The organism is Mesorhizobium sp. CA4 (assembly GCF_020165075.1).
Lineage (GTDB): Bacteria > Pseudomonadota > Alphaproteobacteria > Rhizobiales > Rhizobiaceae > Mesorhizobium.
Genome location: NZ_JAIUHK010000003.1, coordinates 192,666 through 212,719 on the forward strand (window position 1 = coordinate 192,666; position 20,054 = coordinate 212,719).

A 20,054-nucleotide genomic window follows, 5' to 3' on the forward strand; every position below is an offset into this window, starting at 1 on the left:
CGCCGCCCGTGAAAGATCCGCATGTCACTTTCCTCCGCACTAAGCATTGCCCAGTCGGCGCTCCTGGCCACGTCCAAGCAGACCAGCGTTGTATCGCGCAATGTGGCCGATGCGTCGAACCCGGACTATACCCGCCGCATCGCCGTGGTGACCAGCACGGCGCCCGGCGCCAGGGTGGTGGAAATCCAGCGCCTCGCCAATGATCTCCTGTTCCGGCAGAACCTCTCGGCGCTATCGGCATGGAGCGGCCAGAGCGCGCTTTACAACGGCATGGATCAGCTCGATCTGTCGGTCAACGGGGTCGACAACGCGTCGTCCCCCTCCACCGCGATCGCCAACCTGCAGAAAGCCCTGCAACTCTACGCCACCACGCCGTCGAACCAGAACCTCGGCACCAGCGTCGTCGACGCCGCAAAGCAAGTGGTGAATTCGCTGAACAGCGGCACGCAGGCGATCCAGGATTTCCGCACCCAGGCGGACAGCCAGATCGCCACCGCCGTCAATGACCTCAACTCGCTGCTCAGCCAGTTCCAGGACGCCAACAAGGCGGTCATTTCGGGCACCCGTTCCGGCACCGACGTCTCCGACGCGCTCGACCAGCGCGACGCGCTTCTGAAGAAGATATCGGAATATGTCCCGGTCTCGACCTTCACGCGCGGCGACAACGACATGGTCATCACCACCAAGGACGGCGCCACGCTGTTCGAGACCGTGCCGCGCTCGGTGACCTTCACGCCGTCGTCCGGCTATTCGGCCGGCACACCCGGCAACACCGTCTATATCGACAATGTGCCGGTCTCGGCCGGCGCTGCCGACAACACCACTGCCGACGGCAAGCTTGCGGGCCTTCTGAAGCTGCGCGACGGCGTAGCCTCGACCATGCAAAGCCAGCTCGACGAAATCGCGCGCGGCCTTGTCACGGCATTTGCCGAAACCGCGCCATCGCAGCCTAATGCGGCCGGCCTGTTCACCTGGCCCGGCGCTCCGGCGATTCCGGCCGCCGGCACCCTGGTCGGCGGTCTCGCCGGATCGATCAGCGTCAATGCCGCCTTCGATCCGAGCGCCGGCGGCAATCCCGCGCTGTTGCGCGACGGGGGCGCCAATGGTGCGGCCTATGTCGTCAACACGGGCGGCGCATCCTATGCGGACCTTCTGATCGGCTACGGCAACAAACTCGATCAGCCGATGGCCTTTGACAGCTCCGCCGGCATCGCCGCCAGCTCCGGCGTCTCCGACTATGCGGCCAATGCCATCGGCTGGTTCGAAGGCGTGCGCCAGCAGGCCTCGACCAATGCGGACAGCAAGCAGGCGCTGGCCGCACGCACGGCCGAGGCGCTGTCCAACGATACCGGGGTCAATGTCGACCAGGAGATGTCTCTGCTGCTCGACCTCGAGCACACCTATCAGGCCTCGGCGCATATGATGAAGACCGTGAGCGACATGCTGGACGCCCTGATGAGCGCGGTGGGATAATTCATGAAAGCGACAGGCGTTTCCTCTGCTGCCATCTCCAACGCCCTGCGTTACCAGCAGGCAAAGATGCAGGCCGACCTCATCAAGGCAACCAAGGAATCGCAGACCGGTTCGGTCGCCGATGTCGGCCTGGCGCTTGGCAGCCGCACGACCCAGGCCGTCACCTTCCAGCGCGACCTCGACCGGCTGAACGGCATCGTCGATTCCAACGCGCTCGTCAAAGCGCGCCTGACATCGACCCAGGATTCGCTCGGCCAGATCGCCGGTGCCGCGCAGAGCTTCCTGTCGGCGCTGACCAGCGGCGTGTCGGGCGACTCCTCGACCAGCATCCTGCAGACCGCCGGCGCCGCGGCGCTACAGCAGATGACGGGCATCCTCAACACCAGCGTCAACGGCGAATATCTGTTTGCCGGCACCAATACCGACGTCAAGCCGGTCGACGATTTCAATGCCGCCGGCTCGCCGGCCAAGGCCGCCTTCGACGCCGCCTTTTCGGGCTATTTCGGCTTTGCCCAGACCGACCCGGCGGCAGCCAACATCACCGCCGCGCAGATGGACGACTTCATCACCACCAAGGTCGAGCCGCAATTCCTGGGCGCCGGCTGGCAAGCCAACTGGTCGAGCGCCACCGACGATCAGATCACCAGCCGCATCTCGCTCAACGAAACCACCCAGACCTCGGTCAGCGCCAACGAGCAGGGCATCCGCAAGCTCGCCATGGCGTCGGCCATGGTCAGCAGCCTGCTTACCGGCAGCATCAGCGAGGCCGCCCGGAACGCGGTCGTCAGCCGCGCGCAGGCGCTGGTCGGCGAAGCCATCGGCGGCATCACCCAGATACGGGCTCAGACAGGCATTGCCCAGCAGCGCGTGTCCGATGCCAGCGACCGCATGAAGACCCAGGTCGACCTCTTCGAGAAGCATATCGTCGATCTCGAGGGCGTCGATCCCTCGGAGGCCGCGACCCGCGTCGCCGACCTGACACAGCATATCGAGACGTCCTTCGCCCTGACCGCACGTCTGCAGCAGCTCAGCCTGCTCAACTATCTGACTTGAACACGTAAACCGGAACGCCAGAGCGCCGACGATGTATCAATTCTCCTACGCCGACATCCAGACCGACTCCGTCGCCGATGCCAAGGACAGGGAGCGGCAGCTGCTCACCCGTTCGATCGACATGCTAGCAGCGGCAGCCGCCGTCGGCACGGATTCGATGGAAGCGGTGGAGGCGCTGCACTTCACCAACCGCGTCTGGACCGCCTTCGTCGAGGATCTCGGCTCAAGCGACAACGCCCTGCCCAAGGAGCTGCGCGCCAATCTGATCTCCATCGGCCTTTGGCTGCTGCGCGAGACCGAGGACATCCGCCAGGGCCGCACCAACAATTTCGAAGGATTGATCGAGGTCTCCCAGATCATCCGAGACGGCATCCAATGACCAACACGCTGAAGATCTCGCTGAAGCCCAACGAGAAGATCTACATCAACGGCGCGGTCATCCGCGTCGACCGCAAGGTCACCATCGAGCTGATGAACGATGTGCAGTTCCTGCTCGAAAGCCACGTCATCCAGGCCGACCAGGCCTCGACGCCGCTCAGGCAGCTTTATTTCATCGTGCAGATCATGCTGATCAACCCGACGGGCGCCGCTGAGGCGCGCGACATGTTCCGCCGCTCGCTGCCGATGCTGATCGCGAGCTTCGACAACCAGGACATCTGCAACAGCTTGAAGCAGATCGACCGCATGGTCGGTGAGAATGAAATCTATGAGGCGCTGAAGGCGATCCGCGCGCTCTATCCGCTCGAGCGCAAGGCGCTCGAAAGCAATGACGACATTCCCGAAACGCCGCGCGCGCTGGCTGTAGGAGCATAAGATGGCCGTCGACATGACGACAACGATCCCGGTTGGCGCCAACCAGGCCAGCCAGAAGACCTCGAAGACGGCGGTGGACTACCAGTCATTCCTGAAGCTCCTGATCGCCGAGATGAAGAACCAGGATCCGACCAAGCCGATGGATTCCACCCAATATGTCGCTCAGCTCGCGACCTTCTCCCAGGTCGAGCAGTCGGTGCAGACCAACACCAAGCTTGACCAGATCATGCAGTCCTCGGCATTGTCGCAGGCCGACGCGCTGATCGGCCGCTCGATCACCTCGGCCGACGGCAAGACCACCGGCACGGTGGCTTCGGTGACGCTCTCCAGCAGCGGCTTGATCGCAGTGCTGCAGGACGGCACCCAGGTTCCGGTCGGCGCGGGCGTGTCGATCAAGCCGGCCGCCTAACCGTCTCGCATGAGGGACAGCCGATGAACGAGGCCGATGCCCTCGATATCGTCCAGTATGCGGTGTGGACGGTTCTCACCGCTTCAGCCCCCGTGGTGCTCGTGGCCATGGTGGTCGGCATCGGCATCGCGCTCATCCAGGCGCTGACCCAGATCCAGGAAATCACTCTGACCTTCGTGCCGAAGATCGTCGCCATCATGCTCGTGGTAGCGCTCACCGGCCCGTTCATCGGCAGCCAGATCTCGGCCTTCACCAACGTTATCTTCGAGCGCATCGAACACGGCTTCTGACGCCTCGTGGCCATGCGCTCGGGCTTTGCGTGAGCAGCAAGATGATAGGCTTGGCCGAGGTTGAAGGCGCGAATTAGCGAAATCTTGGTCCAGACCGGCGAGATGCTTGGCTTAAAGCTTCGCCGACGCATTTTTGCCTTTGCCATCCTGTTGGTGGGTCGCACTCTTTGGCGAGTCGCCCGCCGCTTCGGGCGCGGCGAGCCTGCATAGCGGACGAAGGCGCAACCATGATCGACGACGAGCCGGAAAGCGAACGCGTCTCCGCGCTGGCGCCGTTCCGGCACGGCATCTTCCGCGCCGTGTGGGCGGCCAGCCTGGTGTCGAATTTCGGCGGCCTGATCCAGGGCGTGGGCGCCGCCTGGATGATGACCACGATCGCCACCTCGCCCTACCAAGTGGCGCTGGTCCAGGCCTCGACCACCTTGCCGATCATGCTGTTCGCGCTCGTTGCCGGCGCCATCGCCGACAGCTTCAACCGCCGCAAGGTGATGCTGGTGGCGCAAACCTTCATGCTGGTCGTCTCGGCGCTGCTGACCTTGTTCACCTGGCGAGGCTGGATGACGCCCTGGACGCTGCTTGCCTTCACCTTCCTGATCGACAGCGGCACGGCGCTGAACAGCCCGTCATGGCAGGCCTCGGTCGGCGACATGGTGCCGCGCGCCAAGGTGCCGGCGGCGGTCGCGCTCAATTCGCTGGGGTTCAACATCACCCGCAGCGTCGGCCCGGCCATCGGCGGCGTCATCGTCGCCGCCGCGGGTGCCGCGGCCGCCTTCGCCGCCAACGCCGTCAGCTATATCGGCCTGATAGCCGTGCTTGCCGGCTGGAAGCCGGCGCTGCCCGAGCAAACCCTGCCGCGCGAGTCGCTCGGCGCCGCGATGGGCGCCGGCCTGCGCTATGTCGCCATGTCGCCCAACATCGCCAAGGTGCTGGTCCGCGGTTCTGCCTTCGGCTTCAGCGCCGGCGCGGTGCTGGCGCTTCTTCCCCTGGTGGCGCGCGACGTCGTCAAGGGCGATGCGCTGACCTACGGCATCATGCTCGGCGCCTTCGGCATCGGCGCGGTCGGCGGCGCGCTGATCAGCGTGCGGCTCAGGCAGTTGCTGTCGAGCGAGACGATGGTGCGCATGGCTTTTTGCGGCTTCGCGCTCTGCGCCCTCAACGCCGCCGTCAGCCACAATGCCTGGCAGACATCGGCGGGCCTGCTCATCGGCGGCGCCTGCTGGGTGATCGCGCTCTCGCATTTCAACGTCACGGTGCAGATGTCGACGCCGCGCTGGGTGGTCGGCCGCGTGCTGTCGATCTACCAGACGGCAACCTTCGGCGGCATCGCGCTGGGAAGCTGGATCTGGGGCGTCGTCGCCGACGCGCATGGCGCGGAAATCGCGCTGACCGCGGCGGCGATCGCGATGCTCGCCGGCGGCGCCATCGGCTTCGTCCTGCCCTTGCCGCGGCAGACGGTGCTCAACCTCGATCCGCTCAACCGCTTCAAGGAGCCGATGCTGGCGCTCGACCTCAAGCCGCGCAGCGGCCCGATCGCCATCATGATCGAGTACATCATCCGCGAGCAGGACGTGCCGGAATTCCTGGCGACCATGGCCGAGCGCGGCCGCATCCGCCGCCGTGACGGCGCCCGCAACTGGACTTTGGCCCGCGACCTCGAAAATCCGTCGGTGTGGATCGAGCACTACCACACGCCGACCTGGGTCGAGTATATCCGCCACAACCGGCGCGCCACTCACGCCGACGCCGTGGTCGGCGAACGCATCCGCGCGCTGCACAGCGGTGACAACCCGCCGCGCGTGCGCCGCATGATCGAGCGTCCAACCACCGCGGGCACGACGCTTGTCTCGCCGAAAGGTCCGATCGATCACTGATCGCACGTCGTGTGAAGCATGCTTCGGGCAAACGGCGTACGCGAAGGATCAGGATCAGCCGGCGCTCTGGATCATGTAGAGCTTGCGCGTGGTCTCGTGGATGCGCCACTCGCCCTTCCATCCCTGCGGCAGGACGAGGAGGTCTCCCGGTCCCAGCTCACGCATCTCGCCATCGGCGCGGCTCACCGCGGCGCGGCCGGAGATGATGTGGCAGATCTCCGACGAGTTCGTGCGATCGGCGGTGAAGCGGCCGGGGGTGCATTCCCAGATGCCGATGTCGACGCTCCCGTCCGGCGACTGGAAGAAGGATCGCGCGGCCTCCAGCTGATCCCCTTCGACCGAGGTCGGTTTCGGTGAAAAGGCGCCGATGTCGGCCTTGGCGAGGTCGTGGAAAGTCGAAAGATCGATCAAGCTGGTCTCCATGATCAATGACCGGTGAGGCTGTCCGCCAGGGCAGCAAGCTTCGAGGTATGCGCAAGCCCGGCGGCCTCGCGGCTGTCAGCGATGCGGTAGAGCTGGTACATCGAATGGACGCCAAGCCAGCGGAACGGCTCCGGCTCCCACGCCCGTACCTTGCGGTTGACCCAGGGCAGCCGCGTCAGCTCGGTATTCTGGCCGAGCACGAGGTCGGTCAGCGTGCGCCCCGACAGATTGGAGCTCGAGACGCCGAGCCCGACATAGCCGCCGGCCCAGCCGATGCGCGTCGCGGGGTCGAGGCCGACCGTGGTGCACCAGTCGCGCGGTACGCCAAGCACGCCGCACCAGGCATGGTCGATGCGGCACCCGGCCGTCTGCGGCAGGAGCGTCGTCAGGATCGTGTGCAGCTGATCCATCGTCGCCTGCTGCGTCTGCCCGTTGACGTCGGTGCGCGACCCGTAGCGGTAAGGCACGCCGCGGCCGCCCATAGTGATGCGTCCCTCGCGCGTGCGCTGGGCATAGCAATAGGCATGCGCGGCATTGCCGAGCAGCTCGTGCCCCTCCCAGCCGATCTTGCGCCAGAGCTCTTCCGACAGCGGCTCGGTGACGATCTGCGCGCTGTTGAGCGCAAGCCACGTCCGCTCCTCGCCGGGAATGCCGGCGGTGAACCCTTCCGTCGCGCGAATGATGGTTTCGGCCCGCACGGTGCCGCGATCCGTGGTCGCAACGCCCTTGGCAATCGCGGTGACCGTCGTCTTCTCATAGATGGATACACCGAGGCGCTCGACCGCCGCCGCGAGCCCGCACACCAGCTTGGCCGGCTGCACCCGCGCCTGGCCGTGGATGACGAAGCCGCCCATGACGTTCCGGATGTTGATGCGCGCCCGGGTCGCCTCGGCGTCGAGCAGCTCGATGCGTTCGGGATCGGCATCCCAGGAGCGGATCGTCTCGCATTCGTCGCGCACGCGTTCCAGCTGCGCCGGATTGGTGGCGACCGTCAGATTGTCGACGCGGCGGATGTCCGCGTCGATGCCTTCCTCCGTCGCGACCCGGATCACCTCGTCGACGCAGCCGGCCATCGCCTTCTGCATCGCGGTGACGCCTTGCCGTGTCGAGGTCTTCAGATATTTCTCGCGCGACCAGCCGAAGCCCCCCGACAGCCAGCCGCCATTGCGTCCCGAGGCACCGAAGCCGGCAAACTCGCGTTCGATCAGCACGATGCGCAGCGATGGCTTCGCCTTCTTCAGATAGTAGGCGGTCCACAGCCCTGTATAACCGGCGCCGACGATCGCCACATCCGCCTCGATGTCGCTGGGCAAAGGCGCGCGTGGCGCGGGGATGTGACCCAGATCCGCATACCAGAACGAGATGTCGCCGTTGCGCTTGACTTGCATGGGATGGTTTCCGCCAAAGCAATTCCAGAAAAAGTGTGAAACGGTTTCCGTCCGGGGAATTGCGTTAAAACAAAGAGGTGATCAGGTGAGCGTGGTGTCGGCCGTGCTGTCGTCGGGCAGGAGTTTCGCATCGGCGCCGTCGAAGCACAGCTCGACCTTCTCGCCGAGGCCGAAACTCTCGCCGGCGAGCGGCGAACGCACGATCGCAGTCGAGCCGTCGCCGAGCTTCACTTCATATTTCGACCCCGAACCGAGATAGATCGCCTCGGTGATCGTTCCCGACAGCCGGTTCGTGCCGGCGGCATCCTGGCCCGGCCGGCGGATGGCAAGTTTTTCCGGCCGCAGCAGCATCACCGGATGGGCTTCGCCCGCGAGGCGACGCGGCACGATAACTGTTTCTCCGGCGACCGTCAGAGCCGTGCCGGTGCCATCGCTTTTCGCCGCGCCGCGCAGCACGGTGGAATCGCCGATGAATCGGCCGACGAACAAAGTCGCCGGTTCGTCATAGAGCTGGCGGCCCGTGCCGACCTGCTCGATGCGCCCGCGATTGAAGACGGCGATCCGGTCCGACAGCACCAGCGCCTCCTCCTGGTCGTGCGTGACATAGACGAAGGTGGTGCCGAGCTCGCGATGGATGCGCTTGATCTCGAGCTGCAGCCATTCGCGCAGCTTCTTGTCGAGTGCGCCTAGCGGCTCGTCCATCAGAAGCAGCGGCGGATCGAAGACGATGGCGCGGGCCAGCGCCACGCGCTGCTGCTGGCCGCCCGACAATTCGCTCGGATAGCGATGCGCGAAGTCGCCCATCTTGACCATGTCGAGCGCTTTCGCGACGCGTTTCTTGCACTCGTCCTGGGCGATGCCGCGCAATGTCAGCGGATAGGCGACGTTGCGCCCGACGGTCATATGCGGGAACAGCGCATAGTGCTGGAAGACGACGCCAATATTGCGCTTGTGCGCCGGCACGCCGACAACACTCTTTCCCCCGACCAGCAGGCTGCCGCTGGTCACATCGGTGAAGCCGGCAATCACGTTCAGCGTCGTCGTCTTTCCCGAGCCGCTCGGTCCGAGCAGCGTCATGAACTCGCCAGGCTCGATCCTGAGCGAGACGCCGTCCAGCGCCTTGAAGGAGCCATAGGCCTTGCTGACCGTATCGAGGTCGATCGCGGCGCCGCGATTTTCCGCTCTCGGGTTCATAGGCGTCCCTTCCGCTCGCGGCCAAGAAGAAGCATGCCGCCGCCGATCAGGATCGTGGTGGCGAACAAAAGGATGGTGCCGACGGCCGCGACCGTCGGATCGGCGTCGCGCGTGATCGAGGAAAATATCTGCACCGGCAGCGTCTTGAGGTAAGGGTTGGTGATGAACAGCGACACCACGATCTCGTCGAAGGAGGTGGCGAAGGCGAACAGCAGGCCCGACAGGATGCCGGGCAGGATCAGCGGCAGCGTCACCGTGCGGAACGTGGTCAGCGCGCCGGCGCCGAGGCTTGCCGCCGCCGTTTCCAGCCGCCGGTCGAACACTTCAAGATTGGCCGAGACCGCGATCAGCACGAAGGGCAGCGCAAGGATGGTATGCGCCAGCACAAAGCCCGTCAGCGTGCCGACGAGCTGCGCATCGAGATAGACGGCATAGATGCCGATGGCCAGAACGACGCCCGGCACCACCATCGGCGTCAGCATCAGCATGCGCAAGAGATTGGCCGGACGCGCCTTCATGCGGTCGAGGCCGAAGGCGGCCAGTGTGCCGAGCACCGTCGCCAGCACCGCCACCAGCGAAGCGACCTTGAGCGAGTTGAGAAAGCTGGTCGACCATTCCGGATTGGTGGCGAAGTTCTGGTACCACTGCCAGGAAAAGCCCTGCGGCGGAAAGGCAAGCGACTTGTTCTCGTTGAACGACATCGGCACGACGACCAGCGTCGGCGCCACAAGCCAGATCGCCACGAGCAGGCAGACGAGACCGAGGATGAGGCGGGTAAGCGGCTTCATCTCCATCAGCGTCGCCCCGCTTCGCGATACCTGGACCGCATCACCGGCGCCGCCAATGCGAGCAGCACGAAAGTCGCGATGAGGAGCACCACGCCCATGGCGCCGCCGCGCCCCCATTGCAGCAGGCTGAGCACCTGCGTCTGCACCAGCGTCGACAGCATGGTCGACCGGGGTCCGCCGAGCAGCGCCGGCGTGATGTAGAAGCCCAGCGCCAGGATGAAGACGATGATCGCGCCGGCATAGACGCCCGGCAGCGACAGCGGCAGATAGACCGTGAAGAAGGCGCGCGACGGCCGCGCGCCCAGGCTTCGCGCCGCTTGCACCAGCCTGAGGTCGATGCCCTTCATCACCGAATAGAGCGGCAGGATCATGAAGGGCAGCAGCACCTGCGCCATGCCGATCACCACGCCGGTCTGGGTGCGGATCAGCCGGACCCCGTCGAAGCCGGCTGATCTCAGCAGCGAATTGATGACGCCGGAATCCTGCAGCAGGATCACCCAGGAGAGCGTGCGCACCACGCCGCTCACCCAGAACGGGATCAAGACGCAAAGCACCAGGACGAGTCGCACGCGTGGCCCGACGGCGGTCATCAGATAGGCATAAGGATAAGCGCAGAGCACGCAGACCACAGTCACCCAGGCCGAGATGGTGAAGGTGCGCTGAAGCACCGTCAGGTTGACGGGCGCGCCGAAGAACCAGGCGTAGTTCTGCAGGCCCCATTGCGGCTCCGACAGGCTGCGCAGCACGATGGTCAGCAGCGGGTAGCCGATCACGGCCACCAGCAGGAGGAGCGCCGGCAGCGTGAGCGCGTAGGGCCGCCATGCCCAGCCCGCCCGTTGCGGGGCGGAGGGCGTCGTCGGTTCGAGCGCGCTCACGGACTTCGCCTCTCTCAGCCGGTCAGTTGCCGGCCATCAGCGCGGACCACTTCTCCTGCGCCACGGCGAAGTTCGGCACCCAGAACTTGAAGTTCTGCTTGTAGCCCTGCTTCTGGCGCTCCGGCGTGTTGGTCAGGAAGGCGGCGACGGAAGCGTCGACCTTGGGCTGCGCCTCGCTGTTGATCGGCGTGTAGGAGGTCTTCTCGGTCAGGATCTCCTGCGCGTTCTTGCCGAGATAGGCATTGAGCAGCGCGTAAGCGGCATCCGTGTCCTTGACGCCGACCGGGATCGTCATCTGGTCCATCACCACCAGCCAATCCTGCCATGCGGGTGCGTATTTGGCGCCGTTCTTGACCGCGGTCATGGCGCGGCCGGTCCACATCATCAGCATGTCGGCCTCGCCGGATTCGGCGAGCTGCTGCGATTCAGCGCCCGTCTTCCAGAAGATAGTGTCGGGCCCAAGCTTGCGGACCACATCGATGGCCTTGTCGATATCGGCCACCGTCATCGCCTTCGGATCGCCGCCTGCATATTTGAAGGCCTGTTCGAGCAAGCCGCCGGTCGGGCTGCCGGAGCCGTCGATCCCGCGCACGCCCGGGAACTTTTCGGTGTCGAAGAAGTCGGCCCAGCTCTTGGGCGGATTGTCCTTGTACTTCTCCTTGTTGTACATCAGCACGACGCCGTAATTCATCGCCGGCACCGAGCATTCGCCAACCTGGCCTTCCGGGATTTTCGAGACGTCGAGCTTCGTCAGATCGAGCTTCTGGAACAGCTTGCCGCAATAGACGTAAGGCGGCAGGTCGTCGGTATCGACTACGTCCCAGGTGACGTTGCCGGATTCGACCTGCGCCTGCAGCTTGGCGATCTCGGTCGGGCCGTCATTGAGCAGCTTGACGCCGGACTTGTCGACGAACTCCTTTAGTGCCGCCGTCTGACCGTCCTGGTAGATGCCGCCATAGGAGACGAAGGTCAGGGTTTTGCCTTTGAGCGAGCCTTCCTTCACCTCGCCCGCCACGGGCTTGTCCTGCGCGAAGGCCGCGCCGGTCAGAACGCCAAGCGCCAGGACGGCGCCGATGCCATATCTCGATTTCAACATAACGATAACTCTCCCATTCATGCCCGCGTTTTGATCGGTTACCTGGCGGCGGGCGGTTTCCAGGTCGTGTATTGGTCGAGCTCGGCGCGCGCCGAGGTCGGCGGCGCGATGATCCACATCACTTCGGCCCGGCCGCTGCCGATGTTCTCCGTGCGATGCGGGGTGGACGTGGTGTATTCGACGCTGTCGCCCTCTTCGAGGACATGGCGCGCCTCGCCGAGCGAGACCTCGACAATGCCGCGCAGCACGATCAGCATCTCATGCGCGTCGCCATGCGTGTATTGGTCGGGGCCGGTCGAGCCGCCGATCTCGAACTCGCCGACATAGACTTCCATGTCGCTGAGCGGCGGCCGCGACAACAGCATCTTGCGGCAGCCGTCGCTGGGCGGCAGGCTTGGGCGCTCGCTGCGCCTGAGCACGCCATGGTGATTCTGAGCCGCGCTTTCCGCAAACAGCAGCGCGACGCTGACCCCGAGCGCGGAGGCGATCTGATTGAGCGATGCCGTGCTGGCGCCGGTCAGGCCGCGCTCGAGCTGGCTGATGAAGCTGGCGCTGGTTCCGGTCGCCTCCGCGAGGTCGCGCAAGGAAAGGCGGCGAGCAAGGCGAAGGCTCTTGAGGCGCATCCCCAGAGCCTGATGGGCAAGCGTTGCGGCCGCACCGGCGTTTGCCGCCTGCGCCTGACCGTTGCCAGATGCCTTGGGCATTCATGTTCCTCCACTGAACATCTTGTACAGTACCACTGTACAGATGGCAAGAGGCAGGGTTGCGCGGTCGGGCCGCATTCTCGCGGCCGCCGAGCCAGGGCTTCAGTTGAAAGAGAGGGCTAGCCCTCGCCCGACAGATCGCGGCGCGCCTTGTCGAGCTCTTCGGCATAGCGGCGCATCAGATGGCTTTCGGTGAGCAGGCCAAGCACGATGCGCTCGTCGAAGTCCTCGACCACCGCCAGTTCTTCGGCCCCGGTGCGCTGGAAGGTCTCGGCCGCGGTCTGGACGTTCATCGAAGGCACCAGCACCGCGTCCTTGAAGTGGGCCAGCGCGCTCACCGGCATATCGCCATCGGAGCGATCGCTGTGCAGTTCCGGCACCAGCAGCATGCCGACATATTGGTCGGCCTGCTCGACGGCGATGACGCGCTGTCCCGAGCCGAGCGGGACCTCCTTGCGGAATTCGGCAAGCGTGGTCGAGGCAGGAATGGTGCGGACATCCTTGCGCATCATCGAGCCGACGGTGAGGCTGCGCATCCAACCGACGTCATGCGCGCTGCGGATCGTCTCGCCGCGCAGGTGGAAACGCCAGGTCGAGAAGGAGTAGCCGAAGGTCTCGCGCACCAGGATCGCCGACATGATCGAGGCCGCCAGCACCACGCCGGTGAGCGTCAGGTCGCGGGTCGATTCCAGGGCCAGGAACGTCATGGTCAGTGGACCGCCAACGACGCCGACCGCAAGCGAGGTCATGCCAACGACGGCGGCGACCGCCGGGTCGACGCCGGCCGATGGCGCGGTCAGCGCCATGACGCCGGCAAAGACCTTACCGAGCAAAGCGCCCAGGAACAGCGAGGCGAAGAACAGGCCGCCGCGGAAGCCGGAGCCGAGCGAAATGGCCGAGGCCGCCAGCTTCACCACGAAGACGCTCGCCACCACCGGCAGCGCGTAGTTCATGGCGAACTCGCGATGCAGCGCGCCATGGCCGCTGGAGAGCACCTGCGGCGTGACCAGCCCGAGCAGGCCGACGAAGATGCCGCCGATGAAGGGCCTGACCGACGCGTCGATCGACAACCGCACGAAGACGCGCTCGACAATGCTCACCAGATGCATGATGGCGATCGAGGCTGCCCCGCCAAGCAGTCCCAGAAGCAGGAACGGCACATACTCGCCGGCGGTCAAATTCGGCAGACCCGACAGTTCCAGGGGGAACGGCACTCCGCCGAACACTTCCGCCGTCAGCGAGGCCGAGATTGCCGCCGTCATCACCGGCGCCACATTGGCGACGGAGTAGATGCCGATCACCAGCTCGAAACCGTAGAAGGCGCCCGTCAGCGGCGCGTCGAAGGCGGCGGCGATCGCACCGGAAGCACCGCAGCCGACCAGAATGCGCACGTCATTGCGGCGCAGGTGGAAGGCGCGGGCAAGTCGGGAAGCAATGCCGGAGCCGATCTGCGTGTAGCCGGCTTCCAATCCGACCGAGGCGCCGAAGCCGCTGGAGATCATCGTCTGCGCCACGATGATGAACGTGTCGGTGAGCGACATGCGCCCGCCATAGAGCGCGTTGGCCTCGATCGGGTCGACCGGCGTGCGGAACTTGCGCTTTCTGAGGCAGATGACGGAAAGCCCGAGAAGCAGGCCGCCGATCGCCGGGAACATCGCCTGTACCGGGTCGGCAAGCGAGAACATCGCCGAAAGCCGGCCGCCCGGCTGCACATCGAACAGCAGCCAATGCATGCCTTGCACCAGCGCGCTCATGCCGGTGACCACCGCGCCCGCGATGACGCCGACCACGCCGGCCATCAGCACGATCACGATGCCGCGTGCCTCGAGCACAGGAATCGAGCTGATCAGCACCGCGCGAAGCCGGCGGGCGTAGACTTGTGGGTCGTTTCTGGCAGGCAACGGGACGGCTCGCCGGTAATGCGAAAGAAAAACAGCTGCCGAGCCTGATACGCGCGGCGGCTTTGTGTGGCAATCGCAATGCCGACCGCTTATGGCGCCATTTTGGCGTTGCGCCGCATTAGCCTTAAGCAAGACTTGCCGCGTGACCAAGGAGATGGAGTTAGTCGGGTATCGGTACGGTGAGAGGGCCGGAATCGTCTTGTACGACGAAGATGGCCAGCAGCTCCGCCCGCCGGCCTCTCCGCCGAGGAGGAACGCGGTACGGCGCTGGCTGGTCGCCGTCGCGACCGCGGACGCGGCACAGCCGTAAATAGCTCAGACGATCAGGTCGGCGCGCCGCCGTCTGTCTCGAAAAGCGTGAGCTTGCGGTCGCCGATGCCGAGTTCCGCCCAGCTCGCGCGCCATTCCGCGATATGCGCCGACTTGAAATGCGCTTCGAGCGCGGCGCGGTCGCCCCAGGCTTCGGAGACATGGATGAGGCCGGCATCCAGCACATCGTGCGCGTATGAATAGCCGAGGCAGCCCTGCTCGGCGCGGCTCGCCAGGATCATGCGTTGCATCACAGGCTTTGCCTGTTCCAGCTTGCCGGGCGGCAACCGGATCGTGCCGATGATCAGGAGCATCTGCCTTCCTTTCGCAAAGACCGTGGCCAGGTCCCGTAGCCACTCTCCCACTTTCGCGCAAGCTTGGAGGGCTACGGTCGAGGGCCTGCCCTCCATGTGGCGGTTCTGGATTTGGGGACGATATGGCAATCAGCGAAACACTTGTGCCTGGCGCGGTAGCCAAGAACGGGCGCGACGTTTTCTTCGCGCTCGGCATCGTCATCATCCTGGCGGTGCTGTTCCTGCCGATCCCCGCCTTCCTCATCGATATCGGCCTTGCCTTCTCGATCGCGCTTTCGGTGCTGATCCTGATGGTGGCGCTGTGGATCCAGCGGCCGCTCGACTTCTCGTCCTTCCCGACCGTGCTGCTCATCGCCACGATGCTCAGGCTATCGCTCAACATCGCCACGACGCGCATGATCCTGTCGCACGGCAATGAGGGCACGCATGCGGCGGGTTACGTCATCTCCGGCTTCTCCAAGCTGGTGATGTCGAGCGACTTCGTCATCGGTCTCATCGTCTTCATGATCCTGATCGTGGTGAATTTCATCGTCATCACCAAGGGCGCGACCCGTATCGCAGAAGTCGGCGCGCGCTTCACCCTCGACGCTATTCCCGGCAAGCAGATGTCGATCGACGCCGACCTTTCCGCCGGCATGATCGACGACAAGACGGCGCAGTTGCGCCGCCGCGAGCTGGAAGAAGAATCTTCCTTCTTCGGCTCGATGGACGGCGCCTCGAAATTCGTCCGCGGCGACGCCATCGCCGGTCTGATCATCACCGCCATCAACATCGTCGGCGGCATCGCCATTGGCTATCTGCGACACGGCATGGGCCTCGGCCAGGCGGCCGACGTCTTCATCAAGCTGTCGGTCGGCGACGGCCTCGTCACCCAGATCCCCGCCCTCATCGTTTCGCTCGCCGCCGGCATGCTGGTCTCCAAGGGCGGCACGCGCGGTTCGACCAACCAGGCGGTGTTCGGCCAGCTCGGCGCGCATCCGCGCGCTCTCTATGTCGCGGCCTCGCTGCTCGTCATCCTCGGCCTGATGCCCGGCCTGCCGCTGTTCCCCTTCTTCGCGCTCGCCGGCGGCATGGCCGGCCTCGGCTACATCATCCCGCTGCGCCAAAGTCGCGAACGCGCCGCCGCGGAAACCCTGAAGACGCAGGAGAAGGCGAACAAGGTCGAGGAGGAGAAGAACTCGGTCAAAGCCTCGCTGGTCACCGCCGAGATCGAGCTTCTGATCGGCAAGCAGCTTTCGACTAGGCTGATGGTGGCGCATCAGGAACTGGTGTTCCGCATGTCGAAAATGCGCAAGAAATTCGCCCAGCAATACGGCTTCGTGGTGCCGGAGGTGCGCGTCGCCGACGACTTCGCCATTCCGCCCAAGAGCTACCAGATCAAGGTGCACGGCACGGTGATCGCCGAATACCAGATGCGCGTCGGCGAGATCATGGCGCTGCTCGGCACGCGCGGCGTGCCGGAAATCCCCGGCGAGGAGATCCGCGAGCCGGCCTTCGGCATGCGCGCCTATTCGGTGCTCGAAACCTTCGCCGAGGACCTGAAGCGCGAGAACTTCACCTTCGCCGACAATATGTCGGTGCTGCTCACGCATCTTTCAGAGGTGATCCGCAACAACCTGCCGCAGCTTCTCTCCTACAAGGACATGAAAGCGCTTTTGGAACGGCTCGATCCGGAATACCGCAAGCTCGCCGACGAGATCTGCACCTCGCACATTTCCTATCCCGGCCTGCAGGCCGTGCTGAAGCTGCTGCTCGCCGAGCGCGTGTCGATCCGCAACCTGCATCTGATCATCGAGGCCATCGCCGAGATCGCGCCGCATGTGCGCCGCACCGAGCAGATCGTCGAGCATGTGCGCATCCGCATGGCGCAGCAGATTTGCGGCGATCTCTCCGAAGGCGGCACGCTCAAGGTGCTGCGCCTGGGCAACCGCTGGGACCTCGCCTTCCACCAGAGCCTCAAGCGCGATGCCAAGGGCGAGGTGCGCGAGTTCGACATCGATCCGCGCCAGCTCGAGGAATTCGGCCAGGACGCCACCAAGGCGATCCGCAAGCATCTCGAGGCCGGCGAGCGTTTTGTGCTCGTCACCGCGCCCGACGCGCGTCCCTATGTGCGCATGATCATCGAGCGGCTGTTCACGACGCTTCCCGTTCTCAGCCATGTCGAGATCGCCAAGGGCGTCGAGATCAAGGTGCTCGGAACCATCTCGTGAACGCGCTCTCGCAGGGCGTCGTCATCGCCGCCTTCCTCGCCTTCTGCCGCATCGGCGCCTGCTTCATGCTGATGCCGGGCCTGTCCAGCGCCCGCGTGCCGATCCAGATCCGGCTCTTCGTCTCGGTGGCGGCGACCGGTGGCCTGCTCGCTTTTCTGTGGGACCGCATTTATCCGTTCGTCGATCCGCGCCCGCAAGTCCTGGCGCCGATGATCGTCTCCGAGCTGCTGGTCGGCGGGCTGATCGGCGCCATGACCAGGCTCTATATGGAGGCGCTGCGCTTCATGGGCTCGGCCATCGCCATGATGATCGGCTATGGCGGCTCGGGCGGGCCGGCGATCGAGGAGCCCGAGCCGCAGGCAGCGCTCGCCGCCATCATCTCGTTCTCGGCGCTGCTTCTGCTCTTCGTCTTCGACTTCGACCACGAGATCGTCAAGGCGCTCGTCGCCTCCTACCAGGTCGCTCCGGTCAACGTGTTCTTCAACCCGCAGGCCGCACTGGTCGACGTCACCGACACGGTGTCGGACGCCTTCTTCCTGGTCATTCGGCTCGGCAGCCCGTTCGTCGCCTATGCCATCCTGGTCAATCTGACAATCGGTTTCGTCAACAAGCTGACGCCGCAGATTCCGGTCTATTTCATCTCGCTGCCCTTCGTCATCGCCGGCGGCATGATCATCTTCTATTTCGCCGTCGGCACCTTGCTGTCGCTGTTCGTCGACGGCTTCGTCGACCTCACGCTGGCGAGGTAGCCATGACCACGCGCAAAGACCGCCTGAAGAAACTGGTCAAGGTGCAGGAGCAGTTGAAGGCGCTGCATGAGACCCGCCATGCCGGCTTCCTCGCCGCCGCCGTCAAGGCCGAAGCGGAGGCCAGGGAGCTGATCGAGCGCTTCGACACCGACAGCTCGCTGGGTTCCCTCTTTCCGGAAATCTACCACCGCCGCATCACCGACGCGCTCGGCCGTCAGGAACGGAACCTCGAGAATGCCCGCCGGGAAGTATCGCTGATCGCCACAGCGACGGCGCGCACCAATATGGTCGAGCGCGCCTACAAGGACGAGCGCCGCCGCGACGAGCGCGAACGCTCCGACCGCGAGCGCCTCGATCTGATCATGCAGAAGCGGGCCTCCGACGGCTGATCATCGCAAGCCTGCCACAAGCTTCTTCAGTCATTGTGCAACTAACAAAACCGGCAAAGGGCGGACTTTCTTGGCCATTTCCCCACCCAGCGACATCGTCATGGACGTCGCCCGCGCAGCGGAGCCGGCCGATGTCGAGGCCGCGCGGGCAGCGCTCGCGAGAAGGGCGAATGGCGCCTCGGCACCGTTCGCGCTCGATCCCCCCGCGACGGTTGATGCCGGCTCCATTCTCTCGCGTGCAACGGCGGACAAGGCGGAAGCCGCCAATCCGGCGAAGAAGTTCCAGCGCTTCGAGGCGATGGTGCTGACGACCTTCATCCAGAACATGATGCCCAAGGACACCGAGGGCGTTTACGGCAAGGGCTTGGCCGGCGACATGTGGAAGTCGCAGCTCGCCGAAAAGGTGGCCGATGTCATGGCCGCGCATGGCGGCATCGGCATCGCCAGATCCATGCTTGCCGACCATTATCTTGACGGCAACCACAAGGTGCCGGTCGGCCCCGTTGCCGGCGGAGCGCAGAAAACCGAGATCGACCGGCAGACCCGGCTTTCGACCTCGATGATCGAGGAGCTTGAGCGCAAAGCAGCACGGTCGATGACCGGCGACGAGACGACCATAAAAACAGATATCAAGATCTAGGGACCTACATGGCCGACCAAACGGACCTTTCCAACCTTCCCGCACGCACCAGCGCAATGGAGGCGCCCGCCGCCGCGCGACCCGGCAACCTCGCCGCCATCATCGGCCGCATCGAGGAAGTCGTGGACGAGGAAACCGCCGGCATCCGCAGCGGAACGGCCTATGACCTCAAGGCCTCGAACGCGCGCAAGAGCCGGTATCTCTACGAGCTGAACCGCGCCATGAAGGGCGCCAACGAGATCGAATTCCTCGAGCAGCATCGCGAAGGCCTGCTGCGGCTGCGCCAGAAGCTGGCCAGGAACGAGGCGGCGATCCTTGCCCATCTCAACGCGGTCAACGAAGTCGCCACGCTTTTGAGGAACGCCATCCAGCGCGCCGATACCGACGGCACCTATTCGGCCGGTGAGTTCGGAATGGCGCGAGCCTGATTGAGATGATCGAGGCGCAAGGACAGACCCGGTGATAAAATTCATCGCCGCCGCGCTGTGGATCTGCGCCGTGACGCTCGGCGCGGTCTTCTATTCCTTCCAGGCGGCGGGCCAGCGCGGCGCGGCCGAGCCGCCGAAGCCGATGCTGGGCGGCCTCGACTATGTCAAGACCGACATGATCTCGGTGCCGCTGCTGCGCGACGGTACGATCGAGGGCTATTTCCTCACCAAGCTCGTCTACACGGTGGAGCCGGACCAGATAAAGAAGCTGTCGATCCCGGCGCAGGCGCTGATGACCGACCAGGTCTATTCCTATCTCTATTCCAATCCGCAGATCGATTTCACCAAGAAGGAATCGATCGATCTCGACGCTTTCCGCAAGTCGATCCGCGACACCATCAACACCCGCGTCGGCGTCGAGCTGGTGCACGAGGTGCTGATCGACCAGGTCAACTTCCTGTCCAAGGACGATATCCGCGACAACGCGCTGCGGCGCCGCAAGAATGCCGGCGACACCGCGGCGGCGATGACCAAGCCTTTCCAGGCGGCGCCGGAGCATTGACTGCCTGGCCGCGTCCGGCGGCGATAGACATGGCCCAGTTGCCTTAAGCGATATGACGCATGGTGACCGCGTTGACGTAAACGTCAACTCGAAGCTATATGCGCCCTGTGGTCGCGCTGGAGCGCGGCGCGTCTACCTCGCCCAGCGGCCAAGCGCCGGTGCGCGTCAACGCAAC

General features: G+C 64.9%; 22 protein-coding genes. 13 read left to right on the forward strand and 9 right to left on the reverse strand.

The annotated features are described in order from the left end of the window. Nucleotides 1-21 precede the first annotated feature (21 nt). The 7 genes from flgK to LB528_RS03975 all read left to right on the forward strand — a co-directional run bounded on the left by flgK (nucleotide 22) and on the right by LB528_RS03975 (nucleotide 5,909). The gene (flgK, locus tag LB528_RS03945) at nucleotides 22-1,473 is read left to right on the forward strand and encodes a flagellar hook-associated protein FlgK (protein WP_224514479.1); all 1,452 of its coding nucleotides are present in this window, start codon (nucleotides 22-24) and stop codon (nucleotides 1,471-1,473) included. 3 nt (nucleotides 1,474-1,476) lie between these two features. Further along, nucleotides 1,477-2,526, forward strand: a complete 1,050-nt coding sequence (locus tag LB528_RS03950; RefSeq protein ID WP_224514480.1) for a flagellar hook-associated family protein — start codon at nucleotides 1,477-1,479, stop codon at nucleotides 2,524-2,526. A gap of 31 nt (nucleotides 2,527-2,557) precedes the next feature. Beyond that, nucleotides 2,558-2,905, forward strand: coding sequence for a flagellar biosynthesis regulator FlaF (gene flaF / locus LB528_RS03955; protein ID WP_140746484.1), 348 nt, complete (start codon nucleotides 2,558-2,560; stop codon nucleotides 2,903-2,905). Further along, nucleotides 2,902-3,339, forward strand: a complete 438-nt coding sequence (flbT, locus tag LB528_RS03960; RefSeq protein ID WP_224713909.1) for a flagellar biosynthesis repressor FlbT — start codon at nucleotides 2,902-2,904, stop codon at nucleotides 3,337-3,339. Before flaF ends, flbT begins: the two co-directional genes overlap by 4 nt. Before the next feature lies 1 nt (nucleotide 3,340). Beyond that, a complete protein-coding gene (gene flgD / locus LB528_RS03965; RefSeq protein ID WP_140632323.1) occupies nucleotides 3,341-3,748 on the forward strand; it encodes a flagellar hook assembly protein FlgD in 408 nt (135 codons plus the stop codon). 23 nt (nucleotides 3,749-3,771) lie between these two features. After that, a complete protein-coding gene (fliQ, locus tag LB528_RS03970; protein ID WP_040989996.1) occupies nucleotides 3,772-4,038 on the forward strand; it encodes a flagellar biosynthesis protein FliQ in 267 nt (88 codons plus the stop codon). A gap of 227 nt (nucleotides 4,039-4,265) precedes the next feature. Continuing rightward, nucleotides 4,266-5,909, forward strand: a complete 1,644-nt coding sequence (locus tag LB528_RS03975; RefSeq protein ID WP_224713910.1) for an MFS transporter — start codon at nucleotides 4,266-4,268, stop codon at nucleotides 5,907-5,909. Nucleotides 5,910-5,963: 54 nt separating this feature from the next. Here the strand turns inward: LB528_RS03975 and LB528_RS03980 are convergent, their stop codons facing one another. The 9 genes from LB528_RS03980 to LB528_RS04020 form a co-directional block, all read right to left on the reverse strand. Beyond that, nucleotides 5,964-6,332 (reverse strand): cupin domain-containing protein, encoded by a 369-nt coding sequence (locus tag LB528_RS03980; protein ID WP_224713911.1) that lies wholly within the window; start codon nucleotides 6,330-6,332, stop codon nucleotides 5,964-5,966. Between the two features lie 2 nt (nucleotides 6,333-6,334). Then, nucleotides 6,335-7,720, reverse strand: a complete 1,386-nt coding sequence (locus LB528_RS03985) for an NAD(P)/FAD-dependent oxidoreductase (protein ID WP_224713912.1) — start codon at nucleotides 7,718-7,720, stop codon at nucleotides 6,335-6,337. A gap of 81 nt (nucleotides 7,721-7,801) precedes the next feature. Then, nucleotides 7,802-8,914, reverse strand: a complete 1,113-nt coding sequence (locus tag LB528_RS03990; protein ID WP_224713913.1) for an ABC transporter ATP-binding protein — start codon at nucleotides 8,912-8,914, stop codon at nucleotides 7,802-7,804. After that, nucleotides 8,911-9,708 (reverse strand): ABC transporter permease, encoded by a 798-nt coding sequence (locus tag LB528_RS03995; RefSeq protein ID WP_224584077.1) that lies wholly within the window; start codon nucleotides 9,706-9,708, stop codon nucleotides 8,911-8,913. The genes LB528_RS03990 and LB528_RS03995 overlap by 4 nt, the downstream gene beginning before the upstream one ends. Beyond that, entirely contained in the window at nucleotides 9,708-10,577 is an 870-nt protein-coding gene (locus LB528_RS04000) for an ABC transporter permease (protein WP_224514497.1), read from the reverse strand. Before LB528_RS04000 ends, LB528_RS03995 begins: the two co-directional genes overlap by 1 nt. A 22-nt stretch (nucleotides 10,578-10,599) precedes the next feature. Beyond that, on the reverse strand, nucleotides 10,600-11,673 hold the full coding sequence (locus tag LB528_RS04005; protein WP_224713914.1) for an extracellular solute-binding protein: 1,074 nt from the start codon (nucleotides 11,671-11,673) through the stop codon (nucleotides 10,600-10,602). A 38-nt stretch (nucleotides 11,674-11,711) separates the two neighbouring features. Next, entirely contained in the window at nucleotides 11,712-12,377 is a 666-nt protein-coding gene (locus LB528_RS04010; protein WP_224713915.1) for a helix-turn-helix domain-containing protein, read from the reverse strand. 119 nt (nucleotides 12,378-12,496) lie between these two features. Next, entirely contained in the window at nucleotides 12,497-14,278 is a 1,782-nt protein-coding gene (locus LB528_RS04015; protein ID WP_224713916.1) for a chloride channel protein, read from the reverse strand. A 323-nt stretch (nucleotides 14,279-14,601) separates the two neighbouring features. Then, nucleotides 14,602-14,901, reverse strand: a complete 300-nt coding sequence (locus LB528_RS04020) for a putative quinol monooxygenase (RefSeq protein WP_224713917.1) — start codon at nucleotides 14,899-14,901, stop codon at nucleotides 14,602-14,604. 122 nt (nucleotides 14,902-15,023) lie between these two features. Here LB528_RS04020 and flhA point away from each other — a divergent pair, with 122 nt between their 5' ends. The 6 genes from flhA (at nucleotide 15,024) to LB528_RS04050 (ending at nucleotide 19,879) form a co-directional block, all read left to right on the forward strand. Beyond that, the gene (gene flhA / locus LB528_RS04025) at nucleotides 15,024-17,111 is read left to right on the forward strand and encodes a flagellar biosynthesis protein FlhA (RefSeq protein ID WP_224713918.1); all 2,088 of its coding nucleotides are present in this window, start codon (nucleotides 15,024-15,026) and stop codon (nucleotides 17,109-17,111) included. After that, a complete protein-coding gene (fliR, locus tag LB528_RS04030; protein WP_224713919.1) occupies nucleotides 17,108-17,860 on the forward strand; it encodes a flagellar biosynthetic protein FliR in 753 nt (250 codons plus the stop codon). The genes flhA and fliR overlap by 4 nt, the downstream gene beginning before the upstream one ends. Before the next feature lie 2 nt (nucleotides 17,861-17,862). Then, the gene (locus tag LB528_RS04035; RefSeq protein WP_224713920.1) at nucleotides 17,863-18,249 is read left to right on the forward strand and encodes a hypothetical protein; all 387 of its coding nucleotides are present in this window, start codon (nucleotides 17,863-17,865) and stop codon (nucleotides 18,247-18,249) included. A gap of 70 nt (nucleotides 18,250-18,319) precedes the next feature. Further along, a complete protein-coding gene (locus tag LB528_RS04040) occupies nucleotides 18,320-18,889 on the forward strand; it encodes a rod-binding protein (RefSeq protein ID WP_224713921.1) in 570 nt (189 codons plus the stop codon). Nucleotides 18,890-18,897: 8 nt separating this feature from the next. Further along, nucleotides 18,898-19,317: a hypothetical protein gene (locus LB528_RS04045; protein ID WP_140688726.1), complete on the forward strand. Its 420-nt coding sequence runs from the start codon at nucleotides 18,898-18,900 to the stop codon at nucleotides 19,315-19,317. Nucleotides 19,318-19,348: 31 nt separating this feature from the next. Beyond that, the gene (locus tag LB528_RS04050) at nucleotides 19,349-19,879 is read left to right on the forward strand and encodes a hypothetical protein (RefSeq protein WP_095766351.1); all 531 of its coding nucleotides are present in this window, start codon (nucleotides 19,349-19,351) and stop codon (nucleotides 19,877-19,879) included. Nucleotides 19,880-20,054 lie beyond the last annotated feature (175 nt).

Bases quoted from the DNA above. Each gene is read 5' to 3' on its own strand.
- LB528_RS03980 (WP_224713911.1), bottom strand. From the start codon at position 6,332: ATGGAGACCAGCTTGATCGATCTTTCGACTTTCCACGACCTCGCCAAG.
- LB528_RS03975 (WP_224713910.1), top strand. From the start codon at position 4,266: ATGATCGACGACGAGCCGGAAAGCGAACGCGTCTCCGCGCTGGCGCCG.
- LB528_RS03985 (WP_224713912.1), bottom strand. From the start codon at position 7,720: ATGCAAGTCAAGCGCAACGGCGACATCTCGTTCTGGTATGCGGATCTG.
- LB528_RS03990 (WP_224713913.1), bottom strand. From the start codon at position 8,914: ATGAACCCGAGAGCGGAAAATCGCGGCGCCGCGATCGACCTCGATACG.
- flgK (WP_224514479.1), top strand. From the start codon at position 22: ATGTCACTTTCCTCCGCACTAAGCATTGCCCAGTCGGCGCTCCTGGCC.
- flhA (WP_224713918.1), top strand. From the start codon at position 15,024: ATGGCAATCAGCGAAACACTTGTGCCTGGCGCGGTAGCCAAGAACGGG.
- LB528_RS03995 (WP_224584077.1), bottom strand. From the start codon at position 9,708: ATGGAGATGAAGCCGCTTACCCGCCTCATCCTCGGTCTCGTCTGCCTG.
- LB528_RS04020 (WP_224713917.1), bottom strand. From the start codon at position 14,901: ATGCTCCTGATCATCGGCACGATCCGGTTGCCGCCCGGCAAGCTGGAA.
- flaF (WP_140746484.1), top strand. From the start codon at position 2,558: ATGTATCAATTCTCCTACGCCGACATCCAGACCGACTCCGTCGCCGAT.
- LB528_RS04005 (WP_224713914.1), bottom strand. From the start codon at position 11,673: ATGTTGAAATCGAGATATGGCATCGGCGCCGTCCTGGCGCTTGGCGTT.
- LB528_RS03950 (WP_224514480.1), top strand. From the start codon at position 1,477: ATGAAAGCGACAGGCGTTTCCTCTGCTGCCATCTCCAACGCCCTGCGT.
- LB528_RS04010 (WP_224713915.1), bottom strand. From the start codon at position 12,377: ATGCCCAAGGCATCTGGCAACGGTCAGGCGCAGGCGGCAAACGCCGGT.
- fliQ (WP_040989996.1), top strand. From the start codon at position 3,772: ATGAACGAGGCCGATGCCCTCGATATCGTCCAGTATGCGGTGTGGACG.
- LB528_RS04035 (WP_224713920.1), top strand. From the start codon at position 17,863: ATGACCACGCGCAAAGACCGCCTGAAGAAACTGGTCAAGGTGCAGGAG.
- LB528_RS04045 (WP_140688726.1), top strand. From the start codon at position 18,898: ATGGCCGACCAAACGGACCTTTCCAACCTTCCCGCACGCACCAGCGCA.
- flgD (WP_140632323.1), top strand. From the start codon at position 3,341: ATGGCCGTCGACATGACGACAACGATCCCGGTTGGCGCCAACCAGGCC.
- flbT (WP_224713909.1), top strand. From the start codon at position 2,902: ATGACCAACACGCTGAAGATCTCGCTGAAGCCCAACGAGAAGATCTAC.